Source organism: Devosia litorisediminis, from assembly GCF_018334155.1.
GTDB lineage: Bacteria > Pseudomonadota > Alphaproteobacteria > Rhizobiales > Devosiaceae > Devosia > Devosia litorisediminis.
In genome coordinates this window covers 1,117,633-1,137,622 of the sequence record NZ_JAGXTP010000001.1, presented here as the reverse complement: position 1 = coordinate 1,137,622, position 19,990 = coordinate 1,117,633, and the positions used below count along the sequence as shown (strand labels likewise).

Here is a 19,990-nt window from a genome sequence, read left to right as displayed (position 1 = left end):
AGTTGTGCGCTGACAGGCTGCTATGGAACCGCAATGACACTTCAGCAATCCTTGGCCTTCCTGCTGATCGGCGCCATGATGGTGGCGTTTATCTGGGGCCGCTGGCGCTATGACGTGGTGGCCGTGGCCGCCCTGCTTGCGTCCCTCGCCATCGGCGTCGTCTCGCCCGCCGAAGCGTTTTCCGGCTTCTCCGACGATATCGTCATCATTGTCGGCAGCGCGCTGATCGTCAGCGCTGCCGTATCGCGCTCGGGTATAATGGAAGTGGCAGTGCGCCGCTTTGCGCCCAATATATCAGGACCGCGCGCGCAGCTGATCCTGCTGGTCACTGTGGTCGCCGTGCTTAGCGCCTTCGTCAAGAATATCGGCGCGCTGGCCATCATGATGCCAATTGCCTTCCAGATGGCCCGCCGCTCCGGCGTATCGCCCTCGCTGTTTCTGATGCCCATGGCCTTTGCTTCGCTACTGGGCGGGCTGATGACGCAGATCGGCACGTCACCCAATATCATCGTCTCGCGCGTGCGCATGGAACTGACCGGCGAAGCCTTTTCGATGTTCGACTACACCCCCGTGGGACTGGCCCTGACCGTGGTCGGGGTGATCTTTCTGGCCCTGTTCTACAAGCTCCTGCCCGTGCGCCAGCGCGAGACCCAGGGCCTGGATAGCGCAGTCGAGATCAAGAACTACACTACCGAAGCGCGCGTCACCGAGGATTCCTCGGCCATTGGCCGCACCATTGGCGACATTCAGGCACTCGCTGATGGGCGTGGCATGGTGACCCGCATCGTCGGTGCCGGTGGCCGCCCCCGTACCCCCCTGCCCGATGCCAAGCTGCGGGCCGGCGACATCCTGCTGATCGCCGGCGAGCCCGAAGCACTCGACAAGATGGTCAACCAGTCCGGCCTGGTGTTCTCCGAGCGGCGCGGTGCGGCCACCAAGGACGCGGCCGATTTCGGCGTGATCGAAGCGGTGATCGGTGAAAGTTCGGGGCTGATCGGCGCAACGGCGCAGGAACTGACCCTGTTTGATCGCACCGGGCTGAACCTGCTGGCCGTCAGCCGCCGCGAAGAGCGCTTCACCGAACGACTTGGCCAGATCCGCTTTCAGAACGGCGACGTGATCCTGATCCAGGGCCACATCAAGCGGCTGCCCGAACTGCTGCGCGAGTGGGATTGCCTGCCGCTGGTCGAACGCGGTCTGCGCCTTGGCAGCATTCGCAATGGCCTTGTGCCACTGGTCATTCTGGCCATCGCCATGGGCGCATCGGCGCTGGGTCTGGTGCCCGTGGCGCCCGCCTTCTTCGCTGCGGCCGTCGCTATGGTCCTCAGCCGTGCCATCCCGCTGCGCGATGTCTATAACCAGCTCGACGCGCCCATCCTGATCATGCTGGCCTGCCTGATCCCGGTCGCGGACTCCCTGCGCACCACCGGCGGCACCGAAATTATCGCCGGCTGGCTCTCACTGACCGCCAGCACCCTGCCCGGGTGGGGCGCGCTGGCGCTGATCATGGTTGCCGCCATGGCCGTGACGCCTTTCCTCAACAACGCCGCCACCGTGCTGGTCATGGCCCCGATCGCGGCGACCTTCGCCACCGAACTGGGCTATCAGCCCGAAGCCTTCCTGCTGGCTGTGGCCATTGGCGCCGGCTGCGACTTCCTCACCCCCATCGGGCACCAGTGCAACACGCTGGTCATGGGGCCAGGCGGCTACAAGTTTGGCGATTACTGGCGACTGGGCGCCCCGCTCTCGCTGATTGTCGTACTGGTGGCCGTGCCCATGCTGATGCTGGTCTGGCCGTTCTGAGGGCTTGCCAATGCACAGCACCCACACCATCGCCCTGCCCAAGCGCCCGCCGCTGCAGCTGGGCCAGACCGCCCGCATCATGGGCATTCTCAATGTCACGCCCGACAGCTTCTCTGATGGCGGTCAGCACCAGCTAATCGAGGCCGCGCTGGCCCATGCCCGGCTCATGCTGGCCGAGGGCGCCGACATTATCGACATTGGCGGCGAGAGCACCCGGCCGGGCGCCGAACTGGTGGGTGTGCAACAGGAGCTTGATCGGGTCATGCCGGTGATCGATGCCCTGATTGCCGAGGGCATAACCGCCCCGATCTCCATCGACACCTATAAGCCGCTGGTCGCCGACCAGGCCATTCAGGCTGGGGCCTGCATCATCAATGATGTGCATGGTCTGCGCGGCGCGCCGGAAATGGCGTCGGTCGCAGCGCTTTACGATGTGCCGGTGATTGCCATGCACTGGGACAAGGCGCGCGATCCTGATACCCCCCTGACCGATAGCATGAACCGCTACTTTGATGCGACGATCGGCAAGGCCGAACAGGCGGGACTGAGCGGCGAGCGGCTGATCCTTGATCCCGGCTTCGGCTTTTCCAAGTCGGTGGCGGAAAACTACGCCATCCTGAACAATCTGCGGCAGGCCTGCGCCGGCACGGCACGGCACCGGGGAGCCTTCGCCATTCTGGTGGGTACCTCGCGCAAATCCATGATCGGCAAACTGCTCGACGTGCCGGCAGACCAGCGTCTGGCCGGCACCATCGCCAGCAATGTGCTCGGCTATATCAATGGCGGTCACATCTTCCGGGTGCACGATGTGCGCGCCAATCGCGATGCCCTTCGCGTCGCCGAGGCGACGCTGTATGGTCCGCCCACCGAACTGGGGTAACAGCAATGGCTGAGCCATACACGGGCGACCGTATCATCCTGAAAGATCTAGGCTTTTACGGCTATCACGGCGTTTTCGCCGAAGAAGAGAAGCTCGGCCAGCGATTCTTCATCGATCTTGAACTGGGCACTGACCTGACCGCAGCAGCGGCCACCGACCGGCTCAGCGCGGGCATTTCCTATGCCGACATCTACGATGTGGTCAAAGCGGCCTTCGAGACCAGGCGAATGAAGCTGCTCGAAGCGGTAGCCCAGAATATCGTCGATGATCTGTTTTCCGAATTTGAGGCGGTCACCTGGGTGATCATTCGTCTGCGCAAGCCAGAAGCCCCCATCGCCATGGTGCGCGGAGAAGCGGCCATTGAGCTGCATCGGCAGCGGAGCGCACGCTAATGGCCACCGCCTGGCTGAGCCTCGGCGCCAATATCGGCGACCCTCGCGCGCAACTGGCAGATGCCGTGGCACGCATTGGCAACCACCGCGAGATCAGTGTAACGGCGCGATCTTCGGTGCTGACCACCGCCCCCTGGGGCAAGACTGATCAACCCGACTTCGCCAATATGGCCATCGCCATCAGCACCGATCTGGCCCCCATCGCGCTGCTCGATGCCCTGCTGGAGATCGAGCTGGCCATGGGGCGGGTGCGTAAGGAGGTCTGGGGGCCGCGCCTGATCGATATTGATATCATTGCCTATGACAGGCTGCGGATGGCGACCGAACGGCTGACCCTGCCCCATCCCCACGCCCATGAGCGCGACTTCGTCACCGACCCGCTATCGGAGATCGATGCCCAAACCACGCAATGGGTTATCGCAACGGGTGGTGCGAAGGCGCACTAGGCGCGCATCGCCTCCAATACGGCCACGGCAGTGTCGAACTCGACCCGGCGCATGGCCCGGCGGTCGGCCGCTTCCTCGTCAGAACCCCATTGGGTGATCTGGTAGTCCTCATCGACATGGGCTGCTGCCCAGACGGCATCGGCGTCGATCAGCTTGTGCCAATAGCCCAGCGTCAACAGGCCCGAACCGGTCAGGCCGGTCATCGACACCATGGCAGTCAGCGAAATCAGGTGCTCGTTCGCGAGGACCTCGGCAAGCCGGTCCAGCGTCGTCTGCGGCTGGGCCTGATGCAGAATGCCAAAGGTAGGCTGGAAACTGACGCCAAAATGGCGCGCCAGACGCACCAGCGCGTCGTCCCAGTGCTGCTCCTGCGCGCTCACCAGCCCTTGCGGGCTTTCGGCACGGTAGAGCAGCAGATCGCCACCGGCGAATTTGACGATCTCATCGCGAAAAGCGGGCACGCTGTCTTCGCCGCTTTCGACGCCCGAATTGATCAGGCGCACAGTGGGCATGGTGCCCGGATTGATGAATTCGCCCTGTGCGGCCCATTCGCTGGCCATGGCCGTGGCAATCGGCGCCGCAGGCACGATCACGGGGATCTTCCGGCCCGGTGTGCGGACCTGGCGACCATCAAGCGTCACGGTGAACCCACCATCGACCGGCCCGGCCGCCACTTCCTTGTAGAAGCGCTTGGGCAGCTCGACCTTGTTCAGGTGCTGCGCGCGGCCATAGCCATCATCGAGATGCTTCTGGATGTCTTCGAGCTGGTCGCGCATGCACTTACTCCACGAGTTGACGGATTGCGCCGTCCAATTGGTCGTAGCGGTCGATCATGGTGCTCGCACCCACCGCGATCAGTTCGCGCGGCTCGTGATAGCCCCATGTCACGCCGATGGTCTTGCAGCCCGCGGCCACGCCCATCTCAATGTCGAATGTCGTATCGCCGATCATCACGGTCTGCGCAGCATCGACGCCAGTCTCCGCCATCGCCGACTGGACCATGCCCGGATGGGGCTTAGATGGGTTGTGATCGGGCGTCTGCAAGGTGGTGAAGTAGTCGGCCACACCGTGCAGCCCCAAAATGCGGTGCACCCCGGTCAATCCCTTGCCCGTGGCAATGCCCAGCAGCACGTCATCGCGGGCATTGAGCCGTTTGAGGGCATCAAGTGCACCGGGAAACAGCGCCTCGCGTGATGCATCGGTTACCAGTGATGCGCGGTAGTGCCCCCGATAGGCTTCTACAAGTTGGTCAACCAGCACCGCATCCTGCGTATCCGCGAGATGCGCCATGGCGACGGGCAGAGACAGCCCGATAACCCGGCGGGACTTTTCCGGCGATGGCGCCTCAAGCCCCAGACCGTGAAATGTCGCCGTCATGTGCTCGGTGATCAGCGCCTGGGTGTCGATCAGCGTGCCATCCATGTCAAAGATGACAAGGATCATTTGCCGTCCTCGGGATCGCTGCCAACGCTGTAGCGATCGGGGTCAAAGCCCAGCGTTTCAAAGCTGTGCCGCATATGCGGTGGCAATGGCGCTGAAATGTCGAGACGATCGCCATTGCGCAGAGGAATGGCAATGCGGCGCGCATGCAGATGCAGGCCATAGCTCAGCCCTGGCGCGCCCTGCCAGTTCTCGATGTTGAAATAGCGAGGATCGCCAATGATCGGGGTCCCCAGCTGCGCCATGTGCACACGCAACTGATGGGTCCGTCCGGTCACCGGCTTGAGGGTGACCCATGCAAAGCGGCGACTGGCCGTGTCCGTAGTCGAATAATAGCTCATCGAGTGCTGGGCACCCGGCGTGCCATTCTTGACCACGACCATCTGTTCGCCATCGTCGGTCGACTGCCGGGTCAGAAAGCACGAAATCTCGCCCTGCTGCGGATGCGGATTGCCCGCCACGATAGCCCAGTAGATCTTGCGGGCCGAACGCGAGCGGAACACTTCACCAAAATGGCTGGCCGCCGATTTGGTCTTGGCAACGATCAGGCAGCCAGAAGTATCACGATCCAGACGGTGCACCAGCCGCGGCGGCTCGCCCTTCTTGTTGGGCAGGCTCTTGAGCATGCCGTCGAGATGGCGCTTCATTCCTGTACCGCCCTGCACGGCAAGGCCATGCGGCTTGTTGAGCACGTAGATGTCGTCATCCTCGTACAGGATCATGTCCCGGATGGTATTGACGTCATCATTGTTGACCTTGACAGGCTTGACGACGCCGGGATCATCAATGGGCGGAATGCGCACGGTCTGACCAGGCGACAGGCGCGTGCTGGTCGTGACCTTGGCCTTGTCGACCCTGACCTCGCCATTACGGATCAGCTTCTGCAGCCGTCCGAAGCCAAGCTGGGGAAAATGGTGGGCAAACCAGCGATCCAGACGCATGCCGTCTTCGTCACTCTCTACCTGCCGTTGTTGAACGCCACTCATGCCACGCCTCGGGTCATCAAAAGCCCGAGATAAAGCCCTATGAGGCAAACCACAACCGACAACAGCACATACAAGCCAGCTTGTGGCAGTGCGCCGCGCTCAATGAGCACGATTGTATCGAGCGAAAACGAGGAAAACGTCGTGAAACCACCCAGTGCGCCGACGGCCACAAACAAGCGCAGACCTTCAGCCTGCGGCGGCAGGAAGCGGGCCATCAGCCCCACCACGACGCCCATCAGCACCGAGCCGATGATGTTGATCAACAATGTCGCCAAAGGAAACGACATCGGTAGCAGGCGTCCGACCAGACTGGCCAGGCCAAATCGCGCCATCGCGCCAATGGCGCCGCCCGCCCCGACCAACAAAATTGCCTGCATGTTCTGCCCTGCTCCACCAATAACCAATTGAACACTTCCATATGCAAGGCTTGGCCACCTGCATACCGATATCATCTGGCCTGGGTGCCAGCCTGAACTGCGAGACCCGAGCCAGTGACTATCAGCACCGCCCTGCGATCCATTCTTGCCATGGTGGCCCTGCTGGCCATTTCGGCCTGTGCGACCCTGCAGTCACGGCAGCAGGTTCCACCCCAACTGGTCGCCGAGGCCACCATTCACGCCGATCAGCGCCTACGCTATTGGGGCGACGATAACGAATTCGCCAGAATACAGGCGCAAGTCGCGCCCGGCCCTGACGGCGATGTCGACTATTTGACACTCTCAGGCGGCGGCATCAATGGCGCGTACGGCGCCGGCTTTCTGGTGGGCTGGACCGACAAGGGCGGCCGGCCCGAATTCGAAGTGGTCACCGGTATCAGTGTGGGCGCCATGATCGCCCCCATGGCGTTTCTCGGCTCGGACTATGATGCCCGGCTGCGCACCGTGTTCTCGAGCCTGACCCAGAAGGACAATTCGGCCGGTGCCAATTTCCTGGGCGCCCTGTTTGGCGCGCCTTCGGTGATGAGTAATGTCCCGGTGCTCGATGCCATCCGCAAGCTGGTGGACACGCAGGCGCTCAACGCCATTGGGGTCGAACACAAGCAGGGCCGCCGGCTCTATGTCGGTACCACCAATCTGAACGCGCAGCGCCCCATGATCTGGGATATCGGCGCCATCGCCATCAGCAATCTGCCCAACAGGCTCGAACTGGTGCACCAGATCATCCTTGCTTCAACAGCAGTGCCGGGCGTATTTCCACCCGTCATGCTCGATGTCGCCGCACAGGGCATGAGTTTTGATGAACTCCATGTCGATGGTGGGGTAACCGAGCAGGTCTTGCTGATGCCCGGCGGCTACGAAGCCTTCGTCAAAAACCGCAGCGGCGTGCAGAAGCTCTATGTGATCTTCAACGGCGTGGTTGCTCCCAGCCCGGCCACCGTGCAGATTTCCAGCATGTCACTGCTCGAGCGCGCCGTGCCCACCCTGCTCAAATATCTCGGGCGCAGCAATCTCGAGCAATTGGACAACGCCGCCCGCAAGGCTGGACTGGCGTTCCGGCTCACCGCCATTCCGGCAGATTTCCCCGAAAGCACCAGCGTATTTGGCAGCCCGCAATGGCTGAGCGCACTCTACCAATACGGCTATCAGGCCGGCCGTAATGGGCGCTGGCAGTCGCGCTAGTGCGTTCTATTCACCCTTGTCAGCCTTGGCGGCCCGCAGACGCTCGAAATAGTCGACGCGTTTGCGATAATCGCGCTCGGCCCCACGCTCCACTGGCTCATAGAATTTGTGCCGGCCGATGGTCTCAGGAAAATACTGCTGCCCCGAAAAGCCCTCGGGTGTATCGTGATCGTAGATATAGCCATCGCCATAGCCAGCCCCCTTCATCAATTTGGTCGGGGCATTGAGGATGACCATGGGAGGCGTCGGTGAACCGGTCGATTTGGCCACGCTGCTGGCTGCCTTGAAGGCGGTGTAGACCGCGTTCGATTTGGGCGCGAGCGCGAGATAGACCACGGTCTGGGCCAGCGCCAGTTCACCCTCGGGCGAGCCCAGCATCTGAAAGGCATCGCGCGCCGCCACGGCCTGCGGCAGCGCCTGTGGATCAGCCAGCCCGATATCTTCGACCGCCATGCGGATCAGCCGACGCGCAAGAAACAGCGGGTCTTCGCCCGCGTCGAGCATGCGGGCGAAATAGTAGAGCGCGGCGTCGGGGTCGGAGCCGCGAATGGTCTTGTGCAGGGCTGAAATCAGATTGTAGTGGCCATCAGCTGCCTTGTCGTAGATGGGTGCGCGGCGCTGCACCACGGTCAGCAAACCGGCGGCATCGAGCATCTCGCCCTGCTTGGTCGATGCCAGCACCTCTTCCACAAGCCCCAGCAGGGCCCGCCCGTCGCCATCAGCCAGCGTCAGCAGCGTGGCCCGCGCTTCTGGCTCCAGCGGCAGCGTTGCCCCTGTCAGCGCCTCTGCACGCCCCACCAGATCTTCCAGATCGCTGGCGCCCAGCGATTCAAACCGCAACACCTGACTGCGCGACAACAAAGCCGCGTTCAGCTCAAAGGACGGGTTTTCCGTGGTTGCACCGACCAGCACCACCGTGCCGTCTTCCATCACGGGCAGAAAGCCATCCTGCTGCGCCCGGTTGAAGCGATGGATTTCGTCCACGAACAACAGTGTCTTGTGCCCACTCAGCCGCTCAAAGCGTGCCTTCTCGAACACCTTCTTGAGGTCGGCGACCCCGGAAAAAACGGCCGAAATCTGCTCGAAATTATAGCCGATCTGATCAGCGAGCAGGCGCGCCACCGTGGTCTTGCCGGTGCCCGGCGGCCCCCACAGGATGAGCGAGCCCAGCCGACCCGACGAGATCATGCGCCGCAGCGTGCCCTGCGGGCCCAGCAAATGGGTCTGCCCGATCACCTGATCAAGCGAACGCGGCCGCAGTTGGTCAGCCAGCGGGCGGGCAGTGTCGCTGTCAACGACGCTATCGGGATCAGCTGCGAAAAGGTCGGCCATGCACAATCATCATTTCATTCTTGTCGCGCCAAGCGCGCCGGGGGCAGCGCTTCTGCTGACGCACCCTGTCAGTAACAGACGCTATCTCAGGGTCACCATCAATTGGACGGGGACAACCATGATAGACCATTCCGGCATCAGCGTAAGCGATTTTGACCAGGCCAAAGCCTTCTATGAACAGGCTCTGGCCCCTCTGGGCGCCTCATTTCTGCTGCAGGTGCCACTGGAGCACACCGGCGGCGTCAAGGTCGGCGGCTTTGGGCGCGACAGCGCGGCCTTCTGGCTGACCGAGGCCGGCGCCCAGAAACCACCCGCGCATTTTGCGTTTTCGGCGCAGAACCGGGCCGAGGTCGACGCATTCTATGCCGCCGCCATGGCAGCCGGCGGTACCGACAATGGCGCGCCGGGCCTGCGCCCGCACTACCATGCCAGCTATTATGGTGCATTCGTGCGCGACCCGGACGGCAACAACATCGAAGCAGTTTGCCACGCGCCAACGTAATCCCGCCGCGCCATCACTGTTCACCAGCGCGGATCGAGCGCGCCAGTGAACACCAGAACAGCCAGGCATCGCAAATTCCGCCAAACCGGTAACTAACCGCTGACGATACTGCGCGTCACCCGCCCGTCGCGCTGCAGGATGATCTGCCAGGTCCGTACGCGTTTTGATGCCGTATCAGCAAAGGCCTGCGCGGTATTCATCGCCATGTCGTTGAGCGAGATGATCACATCATCCACGCGCAACCCCATGGCCTGAGCCGGGGAACCCGCCGCAATGTCCGTGATGATCACACCTGTCGCGTCATAGGGAAGCCCCTTGAGTTCGGCCAGAGCCGGGTCAAGCTGGCGCACACTGGTCCCGGCAAAGCGGGAGTCGCCATCAATCTGTGCGATCATGGTTTCGTCAGCCACGGGCGCCGCCTGAATGGTGAAGATCACATTGGTAGTAGTGCCGTTCCGCAGCCGGGCCAGTTCGGTGGTTTGACCGATGGGCCGCGTGGCAAGCCGGAAATTGAACGCGCTGGGATCATCGACGGCCAGCCCGTCCACGCTCAGGATCACATCGCCCGAGGCAAAGCCGGCCTGCGCGGCCGGACCATCTGGCGCCACCTCGGTGATCAGTGCCCCATGCGGCGCGGCCATGCCCAGGCTGGCGGCGATATCGGCATTGACCGCCTGCATCTTGGCACCGAACCAGGGCCGCACGATCTCGCCGCCCGCAACGCCCGCGTCAGCCACCAGCCGCGCCATGTTGGCCGGGATGGCAAAGCCGATACCGACCGAGCCGCCGCTTTGCGAATAGATCGCGGTATTGATGCCCACCAGATGGCCGTCCATATCGACCAGTGCGCCACCCGAATTGCCCGGATTGATCGCCGCGTCGGTCTGGATGAAGAACTCATAATCCGAACGCTCCACACCCGTACGGGCCAGCGCCGAGACAATGCCGCTGGTCACGGTCTGACCCACCCCGAACGGATTGCCGATCGCCAGCACCAGATCGCCCACTTCCAGACCATCGGAATTGGCAAAGGTGATTGCCGGAAACTCTGTACCGCCCGCCTGCTGCACCCGCAGTACGGCCAGATCGGTCTGGGCGTCCTCGATCACCACATCGACGGCAAACTCGCGACCATCCGAGAGCGCGATGCGCACATCGGTAGCGCCCTCAATGACATGGCGGTTGGTCAGGATCACCCCGCCGGCTTCCACGATCACCCCCGAGCCCAGCGACTGGGATTCGCGCGGCCGGCTCTGGAACTGCCGCTGGCCGAAAAAACGCGAGAAGAACGGGTCATTGGCGAAGGGTGACACCGATTGCTGCTCGATGCGGGTGGCATAGACGTTGACCACCGAGGGCGACACCGTCTTGACCACAGGCGCATAGCTCAGCTTGACCGCACCATCACTGGTGGGAACCGCGCGGACAACGTTAGCAGGCGGCGCGACGCTGAGCTGAGAAATGGTGGTCTGGGCGCTGCTTGGGGCGTTCCACGGCGCAAAGGCCAGCGTTCCTCCGATCGCCAGAACCGCAATTGCGGTTCCGGCCATTACCAGCGTGCGCATCGACATCAACCAAACCTCCAGCCATAGTGGTGGCACACCGGTTTCCCAAGCGTGCGCCCGACAGGCAAACGCCCGGAATCGGGCATGAAAATGGCGTCATGCAAGTGACGCATTTTGACGCCAAATAATCGTTTGCGTGAGGGGGCACTCGGCCCTATATGCAGCGCTCGTTTTCTCGCTTTCCCCAGCCCCGAAAGGCCAGTCGTCCATGACCACCGAGCCGAAACACGTTTACCCGAACACCTCCGCGCTGATCGCGGCCGAAGCCCCCGATTTTCCGGCTTTCCTGTTCTCTGAACGTGAACTGCACAAGGCCACCAAGGTCTTCAAGAAGGGCTTTGACGGATTGCTGACCTATGCGGTCAAGTGCAACCCATCCCCGCACGTTATCGCCCAGCTGCATCGCGAAGGTTTGAAGGCCTTCGACGTGGCCTCCAATACCGAGATGGAACTGGTGCGCGACTACGCGCCCGGCGCCGTGATGCACTATAACAACCCCATCAAGAACAAGCGCGAAATCGCCCGCGCCTACGAAGAATTCGGCGTGCGCTCCTTCACCATTGATCACCCCCAGCAGCTCGACCAGTTGGCCGCGATCGTTTCGCCCTCGCGCGATGTGGAAGTGACCACCCGCTTCAAGGCCGGCAAGGCGCTTAAATCCTATGACTTCGGCATCAAGTTCGGCGTCATGGAACAGGCAGCCGCCGAAATCGTCACAATGGTCGAGCAGATGGGCTACACGCCCAGCCTCTGCTTCCATGTCGGCAGCCAGTGCGAAGACGCCTATGCCTATGAGCGCCACATCGCTGCGGCATCGCGCATCGTTGATGAATCCGGCATCGAACTGAAACGCCTCAATATCGGCGGCGGCTATCCCGCCCCCTACCCGACCAGCGAAGCGCCGCCAATGGACTATTACTTCGAGACCATCGGCAACGCCGTCAACGACCATTTCGGCGACAAGAACAAGCCGGAGCTGATCATCGAGCCCGGCCGCGCACTGGTAACCTCGTCAACCTCGCTTCTGTTGCGCGTCAAGCATCAGCGCGGCGGCCAGGCCGTGTACGTCAACGACGGTGCCTATGGCAGCCTTATGGAAGTCAAATTCATGCACTTCACCCCGCCGGTTCGCGTATGGCGCGGCGCCCGGGTGCATGACAATGAGCAGGAATTCTCGGATTTCACCATTTGGGGTCCAACCTGCGACAGCTATGACGTGCTGCCTCAGGTGTTCACCCTGCCGGCCGATATCGATGAGGACGACTGGATCGAATTCGGTCTGATGGGTGCCTACACCCAAGCGTCGCTCACCCCGTTCAACGGCTTTGATCGCCGCGACCAGTTCTGGGTCGAGGAAGCCTATACCGGCAAGGATCAGCAGCCCGAGTAATTGGTAGCGCAACAGTTACATGGCCATTCCGGCAACGGGATGGCCATTTTGCTTTGGGAGGGATCAATGGCTGACATTATGCCGCTGGAAAGCCTGGGGCCGCGCATCGTCATCATGGGTCCTACCAATGCAGGCAAGTTCACGCTGTGCAAGGCCATCAGCGAGAAATAGCACCTGCCCCCTGTCTATCTGGACCAGTTGCACCACCAACCCAATACCGATTGGGTGGCGCGACCCAAGGCGGCGTTTCACAGCCTGCAGCGTGACGCCATCGCGCAGGAAACCTGGATCATGGATGGCAATTACAGCGGGCTGATCGCCGAACGGCTGGCCCGCGCGACTGGCGCCATCCTCGTTGATGAACACTACACACTGCGCTTTGCCCGCTAAATACGCCGCACCCTTTTCGAAAGGCATCGCCCCGGCAGTCTTGAAGGGGCGCAGGACAGTCTGAAATGGTCAATGATCCACTGGATCTGGAAAACCCGCAACAGCTATGACCGCTACCACGCCATGGTCGCTCCGAGCGGGCTGCCGTTGGTGACCTGCCGTTCGCTGCGACAGGTTAATCGGCTCTATGACGCCTGGGGGCTGGACGGCCCCTAGCCTGAATGCCGCTCAAGCAGGCCCAAGGCAAAGAGGCTTTCGGCGGCAGCCAGAATGGCGCTGTCGGCCGAGCGGTATGGGTGGCCCAGCAAAGCCTCACCCTTGTCGCGTGTGTAGTGCTTCTCATTGCCGATATCATTGGCAATCAACCGTGACGGCCCACCAAAGCGCGCCAGCAGCTTGATCACCCAGTCTGGCACTTTTTTCCGGGTAACATTCTGCGCCGGATACGACGCCGCCAGCATCTGCGCGATCTGCGAGAAACTCACATAGTCCGAGGCTGCCAGATAGCGCTCGCCAATGGCCGCATCATGGTTGAGCGCCGCAACATGCAGGGCCGCCACGTCGCGCACATCAATGATGGAAAAACCGCAATGCGGCAGGGCTGGTGTTGACCCATTGAGCAAACCTGAGACCAGACGCAAGGAGGGGCTGACATAACCGTCCAGTGCGGGCCCCAGAACCGCACCCGGATGAATTGTCGTCAACTCCAGCCCTTCATTGCGCGCATAGGCCCAGGCGACGCGCTCGGCTTTGGTCTTGGCCACGCAATAGGCCCAAGGAAAGCCTATTCCATCAAGCTCGGTATTATCAGTCTCGCTAAAGATATGCGGCCCGCGTCGCGGCCCATGGCCATAACCGATTGTGACAACCGAAGAAGTCATCACGATGCGTCGCACGCCGGCCCGCGTTGCAAATCGCAACACCCGCTCCGTACCCTCAACAGCAGGCCCGACGACCTTGCCTGGATCCTTGGGTTCGCGCGTAACCACCTTTGCCGCCGTATGCACGATAGCATCGACCTTGAGCATGGCCTTGGCCCAGCCATTGTCCAGCATCAGGTCGAGCTTGACGAAGCTCAGACGATACAGCACCTCGTCGCCCAAGTACGCAATCACGGCTTGCTTGACGCTCTCCGCCCGTTCCGCAGAGCGAAATGCCCCTCGAACGGAATAACCGGCACGCAGGAGTTCGATGACCGTCCATTTGCCAACAAAGCCGCTGGCGCCCGTCACCAACACCAGATTTCTGCGCATGCGCCCTCCCCGCCAAAAACAAAGGCGGCCACGGAGTGAACCGCAGCCGCCTTCAAATGTCTAATGTGAGCGAAGCTTACGCTGCTTCGTTCTCATCGTCGTCACGAACATGCACAGGACCGCTATCGAGGCCCTTGGCATTGACGTCGCGATCAACAAATTCGATCACGGCCAGTGGTGCATTGTCGCCATAACGGAAACCAGCCTTCATGATGCGGATATAGCCGCCCTGGCGTTCCTTGTAGCGTGGGCCAAGCACTGCGAACAGCTTGGCAACCTGACCTTCGTCACGGATCTGAGCGATCGCCTGACGGCGAGCGTGCAAATCGCCGCGCTTGCCCAGGGTGATCAGCTTCTCGACGATAGGACGCAGGTCCTTGGCCTTTGGAAGCGTGGTGACGATCTGCTCGTGCTTGATCAGCGCGGCGGACATATTGGCGAACATGGCCTTGCGGTGGCTGGCAGTCCGGTTGAGTTTGCGACCTGAATTACCGTGGCGCATGGTGGTCTCCTAAAGTGCTTGGCAGCGCGCGATCAATAGTGATCTTCATAGCGCTTGGCGAGGTCATCGATATTCTCGGGTGGCCAGTTGACAACGTCCATTCCGAGATGAAGCCCCATCTGTGCCAGGACTTCCTTGATTTCATTGAGCGACTTGCGGCCGAAATTCGGTGTCCGCAGCATCTCGGCTTCCGTCTTCTGGATCAGGTCGCCGATATAAACGATGTTGTCGTTCTTCAGGCAGTTAGCCGAACGAACCGACAGCTCGAGCTCATCAACCTTCTTGAGCAGCGCTGGGTTGAAGGCCAGTTCAGGAACCGAATCCTGGGCCTTTTCCTTGCTGGGCTCTTCGAAGTTCACGAATACCGACAGCTGGTCCTGCAGAATACGCGCAGCAAAAGCCACGGCGTCTTCTGGCGTGACCGCACCATTGGTCTCGATCTGCAGCGTCAGCTTGTCCTTGTCCAGGCTTTCGCCGGCACGGGTCGCATCAACCTTGTAGCTCACACGACGAACTGGCGAAAACAGCGAGTCGACCGGGATATAGCCGATCGGTGCGTCTTCGGGACGGTTCTTGTCAGCGGCAACGTAACCCTTGCCGGTGTCGACGGTGAACTCGATATTGATCTCGGCGCCGTCATCGAGATGGCAGATCACCAGCTCGGGGTTCAGCACTTCGATGTCGCCGGTGACCTTGATGTCGCCGGCCGTTACAGCACCCGGACCCTGCTTGGACAGAGCCAAGCGCTTTGGGCCTTCGCCGCCCATGCTCAGCGCGATTTCTTTCACGTTGAGCACGAGATCGGTGATGTCTTCCCGCACGCCTGGAAGCGAGGAGAATTCATGCAGGATGCCGTCAATCTGGATTGCCGTCACTGCCGCGCCCTGAAGCGACGACAGCAGCACGCGACGCAGAGCATTACCAAGGGTAAGCCCGTAACCGCGCTCAAGTGGCTCGGCAACTACCGAGGCCACGCGCGCGTTGTCGCTGCCCGAAACAATCTCCAGCTTGGTCGGCTTGATCAGTTCTTGCCAGTTCCTCTGGATCGTCACGGTTATGTCCTTTCAAAATCGCGGCTCCAGCCCGAGCCGCTCCGCCGCAAACGCAATAAGACTCCCGGCCCATTCAATCGGCCGGGAGCTCTCTAAACGGTCTAGATTAGACGCGGCGCCGCTTGCGCGGGCGGCAGCCATTGTGCGGGATCGACGTGACGTCACGGATGGAAGTGACGTTGAAGCCTGCAGCCTGCAGCGCACGGAGCGCCGATTCACGGCCCGAACCTGGACCACGCACTTCGACCTCAAGGGTCTTCATGCCGTGTTCCTGAGCCTTCTTGGCAGCATCTTCAGCAGCAACCTGGGCTGCATAAGGGGTCGACTTACGCGAGCCCTTGAAACCCATCACGCCCGAAGAGGACCACGAAATCGTGTTACCCTGCATGTCAGCGATGGTGATCATGGTGTTGTTGAACGAAGCATTCACATGGGCAACGCCCGAAGTGATGTTCTTGCGTTCCTTGCGCTTGACGCGCGTTGTCTCAGACTTAGCCATCAAATTCCTCAATTCGATATCAGCGCTGCCGTTAGCCTTAGCTTGCCCCGGCAGCTACATCGAAGAACCCAAAAATCGGGTTCTTACTTCTTCTTACCAGCGATCGCCTTTGCCGGACCCTTGCGAGTACGAGCATTGGTGTGCGTGCGCTGACCGCGAACGGGCAGACCACGACGATGACGCAGGCCACGATAGTTGCCCAGGTCCATCAGACGCTTGATGTTCATCGCAACATTACGACGAAGATCACCTTCCACGACATAGTCGCGGTCGATAGCTTCACGGATCTGGATGATTTCCGCGTCAGTGAGTTCGTTCACACGACGCTCAACGGGAATGCCAACCTGAGTGCAGATATCCAGGGCGAACTTGTCGCCAATCCCGTGGATATACTGCAGCGCGATGACAACGCGCTTGTTCGTCGGGATATTGACGCCAGCGATACGAGCCACGTCTGCTCTCCTTCATTCAGCGCGAACCATCACGGCTGGCGCCATTAAACAACAAGGGACCGGAATCCGACCCCAACATTCTGGAGAACCGAATCCAGCCCAATAATCCATGAGACTGAAGCGGTTCTTTAAGGGCTCGATTCAGCGGAGTCAACCGCCAAGTCAAGCCCAAACTTTAGTGAGCAATCGCAGCCTTGATGGCCGCGGTCACCTCGTCGACCGGTGCCATGCCGTCAACGGTCTTGAGCAGACCCTCATCGGCGTAATAGGCAACCAGTGGCGCTGTCTGTTCCTGATAGACCCCAAGGCGCTTGCGCAGCACTTCCTCATTGTCGTCAGCACGGGCTCCGCCCGATTCCTTGGCGCGCTGAATAACGCGGCGCACCAGTTCGTCGGCATCGGCCTTGATCTCGATAACGGCGTTTAGCTTGACGCCCTTGTCTACCAGCATCTTGTCGAGTGCTTCAGCCTGCGCAATGGTGCGCGGGAAGCCATCGAGAATGAAACCTGGCTTGCAGTCCTCAGCGTCGAGACGCTCTGACACAATGCCATTGACGACAGCGTCGCTGACCAGGTCACCGCGATCCACAATCGCCTTGGCTTCGAGCCCCAATGGGGTCTTGGCCGCAATCGCCGAACGCAGAATATCACCAGTGGACAGCTGCGGGATACCATAGGCCTCAACCAGGATCTTGGCCTGAGTCCCCTTCCCTGCACCCGGTGGTCCGAGCAGAATCAACCTCATCGGCGCTTGCCTCCTCCAAGACGGGACTTCTTGACCAGCCCCTCATATTGCTGGGCAACCAGATGGCTCTGGATCTGGCTCACCGTATCAAGGGTCACCGTCACCATGATCAGCAGCGATGTGCCACCGATGAACTGACTGACTGCAAGCTGGTTGTGCACGACCTCAGGGATCAATGCCACCACCGTCAGGTAAAGCGCACCAACAACCGTAATGCGTGTCAGCACGTAATCGATGTGCTGGGCCGTCCGCTCACCCGGGCGAATACCCGGAATGAAACCGCCGGAGCGCTTGAGGTTGTCGGCCGTCTCTGTCGGATTGAACACAATCGCCGTGTAGAAGAAGGCAAAGAAAATGATGAAGAACGCGAACAGGGCCAGATAGAGCGGTTGACCGCGGCCCAGCAGTGCCGTGACCACCTGCAGCCACTGTGGCGCATCCCCCTGCGCCGCGAACGACGCAATGGTAGCAGGCAACAGCAGCAGCGACGAGCCAAAGATCACCGGGATAACACCCGACGTGTTCAGCTTGAGCGGCAGATGCGAGGTATCGCCCTGGAACATCTTGTTGCCAACCTGGCGCTTTGGATACTGGATCAGCAACCGGCGCTGGGCACGCTCGAAGAACACGATGGCGGCAATCACCACCAGCGCCAGCACCAGCACGCCAAAGGCGGCGATTGGTGCGATGGCCCCGGTACGGCTCAGCTCAAGCGTCTGCACGACAGTCGATGGCAGATTGGCCACGATACCGGCGAAAATGATCAGCGAGATACCGTTGCCGACACCACGTGAGGTGATCTGCTCGCCCAGCCACATCAGGAACATCGTGCCACCCACCAGGGTGATCACGGTCGAGATGCGGAAGAACCAGCCTGGATTGAGCACAACGCCCTGGCTGGCCTCTAGACCAGCCGCAACGCCATAGGCCTGCACCGCACAGAACACGACCGCCAGATAGCGGGTGTACTGGTTCATCTTGCGACGACCGGACTCGCCCTCTTTCTTGAGAGCTTCAAGGCGCGGCGAGGCAGTCGCCACGACCTGCACCACGATCGACGCGGTAATGTAGGGAATCAGGTTGAGGGCAAAGATCGCCATGCGCTGCACGGCACCGCCGGCAAACATGTTGAACATGCCCAGGATCCCCTGCTCCGACTGCGCAAAGGTCGCAGCGAATGCATCAGGATCAATACCCGGAACCGGAATGAAAGTGCCCAGTCGATAGACAAGCAGCGCTCCCAGTGTGAACCAGATGCGCTGCTGCAGGGCTTTCGCCTTCGAGAAGGTCGAAAAATTGAGATTACGTGCCAGCTGTTCGGCTGCGGACGCCATGTATCGCTCCCTATGGCTTCAAGGCCAGGTGCGCTCGGAACGTTTCGGGATGCAGACGAACCACATCCCTAACGCAACAAACCAAAAGAGCGCACCCAACCATCAAGTCGGGTACGCCCAGCCAAGTGGATTACTCGGCGCGTGGGGCTTTCTTCCAAGGCGCCTTGGCCTCGATAACGTCGACCTTGCCGCCAGCAGCTTCAACAGCAGCCAGTGCACCCTTGGTCGCGTAGTTGACCTTGAAGGTCACCTTCTTGGACGTGAAGCCGGCCGAACCGATCAGACGGACACCGTCCTTGGCGCGGCGGATAACGCGAGCAGCAATCAGAGCCTCGGCGTCGATGACAGCCTTGGCGTCAAGCTTGCCGGAGTCGATGTAGGCCTGGATGCGGTCAATGCGGACTTCATTCCAATCCTTGGGATTGAAAGCGTTGAAGCCGCGCTTTGGCATACGCATGTGAAGGGGCATCTGGCCGCCTTCAAAGCCGTTGATCGCCACGCCGGAGCGTGCCGTCTGGCCCTTGCCACCACGACCGCCGGTCTTGCCCTTGCCAGAGCCGATACCACGACCAATGCGCATACGGATCTTGTTTGCGCCTGGATTGTCGCGAAGTTCGTTCAAACGGGTCATCAGAAAGACCTTCTCTCTTACTCGCCGACGACGCGGACGAGGTGCGGCAACTTGTTGATCATGCCACGCACTTCAGGCGTATCGATCAGCTCGCGCTGCTTGTTCATCTTGTTGAGCCCGAGACCGATAAGGGTCGCACGCTGCACTTTGTCACGACGGATCGGCGAGCCGACCTGCTTGACGACAATGGTTTTCTTCTCAGCCATGATTATCTCCTGATCTCAGCGATCAAGCTTCGACCGCAGACTCGCCGCGGCGAGCCTGAAGTTCCGAAACCTTGAGGCCACGGCGGGAAGCAACCGAGCGTGGACTATCAACGCGCTTGAGCGCATCAAAGGTAGCCCGCACCATGTTGTACGGATTGGCAGTGCCCTGCGACTTGGCAACGATATCGTTGATACCAAGCGTTTCGAACACAGCACGCATCGGACCACCGGCAATGATACCGGTACCGGGAACGGCTGCACGCAGAATGACCTTACCGGCGCCGTGACGACCCTGCACATCGTGGTGCAGCGTACGTGCATCGCGCAGCGGAACGCGGATCATGGTGCGCTTGGCAGCTTCAGTTGCCTTGCGGATTGCTTCTGGAACTTCGCGTGCCTTGCCGTGACCAAAGCCAACGCGGCCCTTCTGGTCGCCGACAACGACGAGTGCTGCAAAGCCGAAACGACGGCCGCCCTTGACCACTTTAGCCACGCGGTTGATGTGGACCAGGCGATCGACGAATTCGCTGTCGCGCTCTTGAACGTCTCTCATAATTTTCTTTCCTCGCCG

25 protein-coding genes are annotated in these 19,990 nt (G+C 61.0%); 9 read left to right on the top strand and 16 right to left on the bottom strand.

The genetic code is table 11. The annotated features are described in order from the left end of the window. Window positions 1-33: 33 nt before the first annotated feature. Genes KD146_RS05510 through folK form a run of 4 tightly spaced genes read left to right on the top strand, consistent with a single transcriptional unit; the run spans window position 34 to window position 3,521 of the window. The gene (locus KD146_RS05510; RefSeq protein WP_212657719.1) at window positions 34-1,803 is read left to right on the top strand and encodes an SLC13 family permease; all 1,770 of its coding nucleotides are present in this window, start codon (window positions 34-36) and stop codon (window positions 1,801-1,803) included. Window positions 1,804-1,813: 10 nt separating this feature from the next. Next, window positions 1,814-2,683, top strand: a complete 870-nt coding sequence (gene folP / locus KD146_RS05505) for a dihydropteroate synthase (protein WP_212657718.1) — start codon at window positions 1,814-1,816, stop codon at window positions 2,681-2,683. 5 nt (window positions 2,684-2,688) lie between these two features. After that, a complete protein-coding gene (folB, locus tag KD146_RS05500; RefSeq protein WP_212657717.1) occupies window positions 2,689-3,075 on the top strand; it encodes a dihydroneopterin aldolase in 387 nt (128 codons plus the stop codon). Continuing rightward, window positions 3,075-3,521 (top strand): 2-amino-4-hydroxy-6-hydroxymethyldihydropteridine diphosphokinase, encoded by a 447-nt coding sequence (folK, locus tag KD146_RS05495; protein WP_212657716.1) that lies wholly within the window; start codon window positions 3,075-3,077, stop codon window positions 3,519-3,521. Before folB ends, folK begins: the two co-directional genes overlap by 1 nt. Here folK and KD146_RS05490 read toward each other — a convergent pair. The 4 genes from KD146_RS05490 to crcB are packed head-to-tail and all read right to left on the bottom strand — an operon-like array spanning window position 3,518 to window position 6,324. Continuing rightward, entirely contained in the window at window positions 3,518-4,297 is a 780-nt protein-coding gene (locus KD146_RS05490; RefSeq protein WP_212657715.1) for an ATP12 family chaperone protein, read from the bottom strand. The two genes, folK and KD146_RS05490, sit on opposite strands and share 4 nt — an antisense overlap. Before the next feature lie 4 nt (window positions 4,298-4,301). After that, window positions 4,302-4,964, bottom strand: a complete 663-nt coding sequence (locus KD146_RS05485; RefSeq protein WP_212657714.1) for an HAD-IA family hydrolase — start codon at window positions 4,962-4,964, stop codon at window positions 4,302-4,304. Next, complete coding sequence (locus tag KD146_RS05480; protein WP_212657713.1) at window positions 4,961-5,947, bottom strand: RluA family pseudouridine synthase; 987 nt, start codon at window positions 5,945-5,947, stop codon at window positions 4,961-4,963. The genes KD146_RS05485 and KD146_RS05480 overlap by 4 nt, the downstream gene beginning before the upstream one ends. Next, on the bottom strand, window positions 5,944-6,324 hold the full coding sequence (gene crcB / locus KD146_RS05475) for a fluoride efflux transporter CrcB (protein WP_212657712.1): 381 nt from the start codon (window positions 6,322-6,324) through the stop codon (window positions 5,944-5,946). The genes KD146_RS05480 and crcB overlap by 4 nt, the downstream gene beginning before the upstream one ends. A 114-nt stretch (window positions 6,325-6,438) precedes the next feature. On the opposite strand from crcB, the gene KD146_RS05470 reads away from it, so the two are divergent. Further along, window positions 6,439-7,566: a patatin-like phospholipase family protein gene (locus KD146_RS05470; protein ID WP_212657711.1), complete on the top strand. Its 1,128-nt coding sequence runs from the start codon at window positions 6,439-6,441 to the stop codon at window positions 7,564-7,566. A 6-nt stretch (window positions 7,567-7,572) separates the two neighbouring features. Here KD146_RS05470 and KD146_RS05465 read toward each other — a convergent pair whose 3' ends face one another. Beyond that, window positions 7,573-8,898 (bottom strand): replication-associated recombination protein A, encoded by a 1,326-nt coding sequence (locus KD146_RS05465; protein ID WP_212657710.1) that lies wholly within the window; start codon window positions 8,896-8,898, stop codon window positions 7,573-7,575. A 118-nt stretch (window positions 8,899-9,016) separates the two neighbouring features. On the opposite strand from KD146_RS05465, the gene KD146_RS05460 reads away from it, so the two are divergent. Beyond that, window positions 9,017-9,400, top strand: coding sequence for a VOC family protein (locus tag KD146_RS05460; RefSeq protein ID WP_212657709.1), 384 nt, complete (start codon window positions 9,017-9,019; stop codon window positions 9,398-9,400). A 92-nt stretch (window positions 9,401-9,492) separates the two neighbouring features. On the opposite strand, the gene KD146_RS05455 is transcribed toward KD146_RS05460, so the two are convergent. Continuing rightward, window positions 9,493-10,971: a Do family serine endopeptidase gene (locus tag KD146_RS05455; RefSeq protein ID WP_249327589.1), complete on the bottom strand. Its 1,479-nt coding sequence runs from the start codon at window positions 10,969-10,971 to the stop codon at window positions 9,493-9,495. A gap of 202 nt (window positions 10,972-11,173) precedes the next feature. On the opposite strand from KD146_RS05455, the gene KD146_RS05450 reads away from it, so the two are divergent. The 3 genes from KD146_RS05450 to KD146_RS18170 all read left to right on the top strand — a co-directional run bounded on the left by KD146_RS05450 (window position 11,174) and on the right by KD146_RS18170 (window position 12,961). Further along, window positions 11,174-12,355, top strand: a complete 1,182-nt coding sequence (locus KD146_RS05450; protein ID WP_212657708.1) for a type III PLP-dependent enzyme domain-containing protein — start codon at window positions 11,174-11,176, stop codon at window positions 12,353-12,355. 198 nt (window positions 12,356-12,553) lie between these two features. Then, window positions 12,554-12,745, top strand: coding sequence for a P-loop NTPase family protein (locus tag KD146_RS18175; protein ID WP_249327588.1), 192 nt, complete (start codon window positions 12,554-12,556; stop codon window positions 12,743-12,745). A 72-nt stretch (window positions 12,746-12,817) separates the two neighbouring features. Beyond that, window positions 12,818-12,961: a hypothetical protein gene (locus tag KD146_RS18170; protein ID WP_249327587.1), complete on the top strand. Its 144-nt coding sequence runs from the start codon at window positions 12,818-12,820 to the stop codon at window positions 12,959-12,961. On the opposite strand, the gene KD146_RS05440 is transcribed toward KD146_RS18170, so the two are convergent. From KD146_RS05440 to rpsE, 10 genes are all read right to left on the bottom strand, one after another. Continuing rightward, the gene (locus tag KD146_RS05440) at window positions 12,958-13,998 is read right to left on the bottom strand and encodes an NAD-dependent epimerase/dehydratase family protein (protein ID WP_212657707.1); all 1,041 of its coding nucleotides are present in this window, start codon (window positions 13,996-13,998) and stop codon (window positions 12,958-12,960) included. The two genes, KD146_RS18170 and KD146_RS05440, sit on opposite strands and share 4 nt — an antisense overlap. A 76-nt stretch (window positions 13,999-14,074) precedes the next feature. Beyond that, window positions 14,075-14,500, bottom strand: a complete 426-nt coding sequence (gene rplQ / locus KD146_RS05435) for a 50S ribosomal protein L17 (protein ID WP_212657706.1) — start codon at window positions 14,498-14,500, stop codon at window positions 14,075-14,077. 32 nt (window positions 14,501-14,532) lie between these two features. Beyond that, window positions 14,533-15,558, bottom strand: coding sequence for a DNA-directed RNA polymerase subunit alpha (locus KD146_RS05430; RefSeq protein ID WP_345790813.1), 1,026 nt, complete (start codon window positions 15,556-15,558; stop codon window positions 14,533-14,535). A 100-nt stretch (window positions 15,559-15,658) separates the two neighbouring features. Then, window positions 15,659-16,051 carry a 30S ribosomal protein S11 gene (gene rpsK / locus KD146_RS05425; RefSeq protein WP_212657704.1) on the bottom strand — a complete coding sequence of 131 codons (393 nt, stop codon included), beginning with the start codon at window positions 16,049-16,051 and terminating at the stop codon, window positions 15,659-15,661. An 83-nt stretch (window positions 16,052-16,134) separates the two neighbouring features. Next, the gene (rpsM, locus tag KD146_RS05420; protein ID WP_212657703.1) at window positions 16,135-16,503 is read right to left on the bottom strand and encodes a 30S ribosomal protein S13; all 369 of its coding nucleotides are present in this window, start codon (window positions 16,501-16,503) and stop codon (window positions 16,135-16,137) included. Window positions 16,504-16,678: 175 nt separating this feature from the next. Next, on the bottom strand, window positions 16,679-17,248 hold the full coding sequence (locus KD146_RS05415) for an adenylate kinase (RefSeq protein ID WP_212657702.1): 570 nt from the start codon (window positions 17,246-17,248) through the stop codon (window positions 16,679-16,681). Then, window positions 17,245-18,582 (bottom strand): preprotein translocase subunit SecY, encoded by a 1,338-nt coding sequence (secY, locus tag KD146_RS05410; RefSeq protein ID WP_212657701.1) that lies wholly within the window; start codon window positions 18,580-18,582, stop codon window positions 17,245-17,247. Before secY ends, KD146_RS05415 begins: the two co-directional genes overlap by 4 nt. A gap of 130 nt (window positions 18,583-18,712) precedes the next feature. Beyond that, window positions 18,713-19,213, bottom strand: a complete 501-nt coding sequence (gene rplO, locus KD146_RS05405; RefSeq protein ID WP_212657700.1) for a 50S ribosomal protein L15 — start codon at window positions 19,211-19,213, stop codon at window positions 18,713-18,715. 17 nt (window positions 19,214-19,230) lie between these two features. Beyond that, on the bottom strand, window positions 19,231-19,419 hold the full coding sequence (rpmD, locus tag KD146_RS05400; protein WP_212657699.1) for a 50S ribosomal protein L30: 189 nt from the start codon (window positions 19,417-19,419) through the stop codon (window positions 19,231-19,233). A 22-nt stretch (window positions 19,420-19,441) separates the two neighbouring features. Continuing rightward, window positions 19,442-19,972, bottom strand: a complete 531-nt coding sequence (gene rpsE, locus KD146_RS05395; RefSeq protein ID WP_212657698.1) for a 30S ribosomal protein S5 — start codon at window positions 19,970-19,972, stop codon at window positions 19,442-19,444. Between the last annotated feature and the right edge of the window lie 18 nt (window positions 19,973-19,990).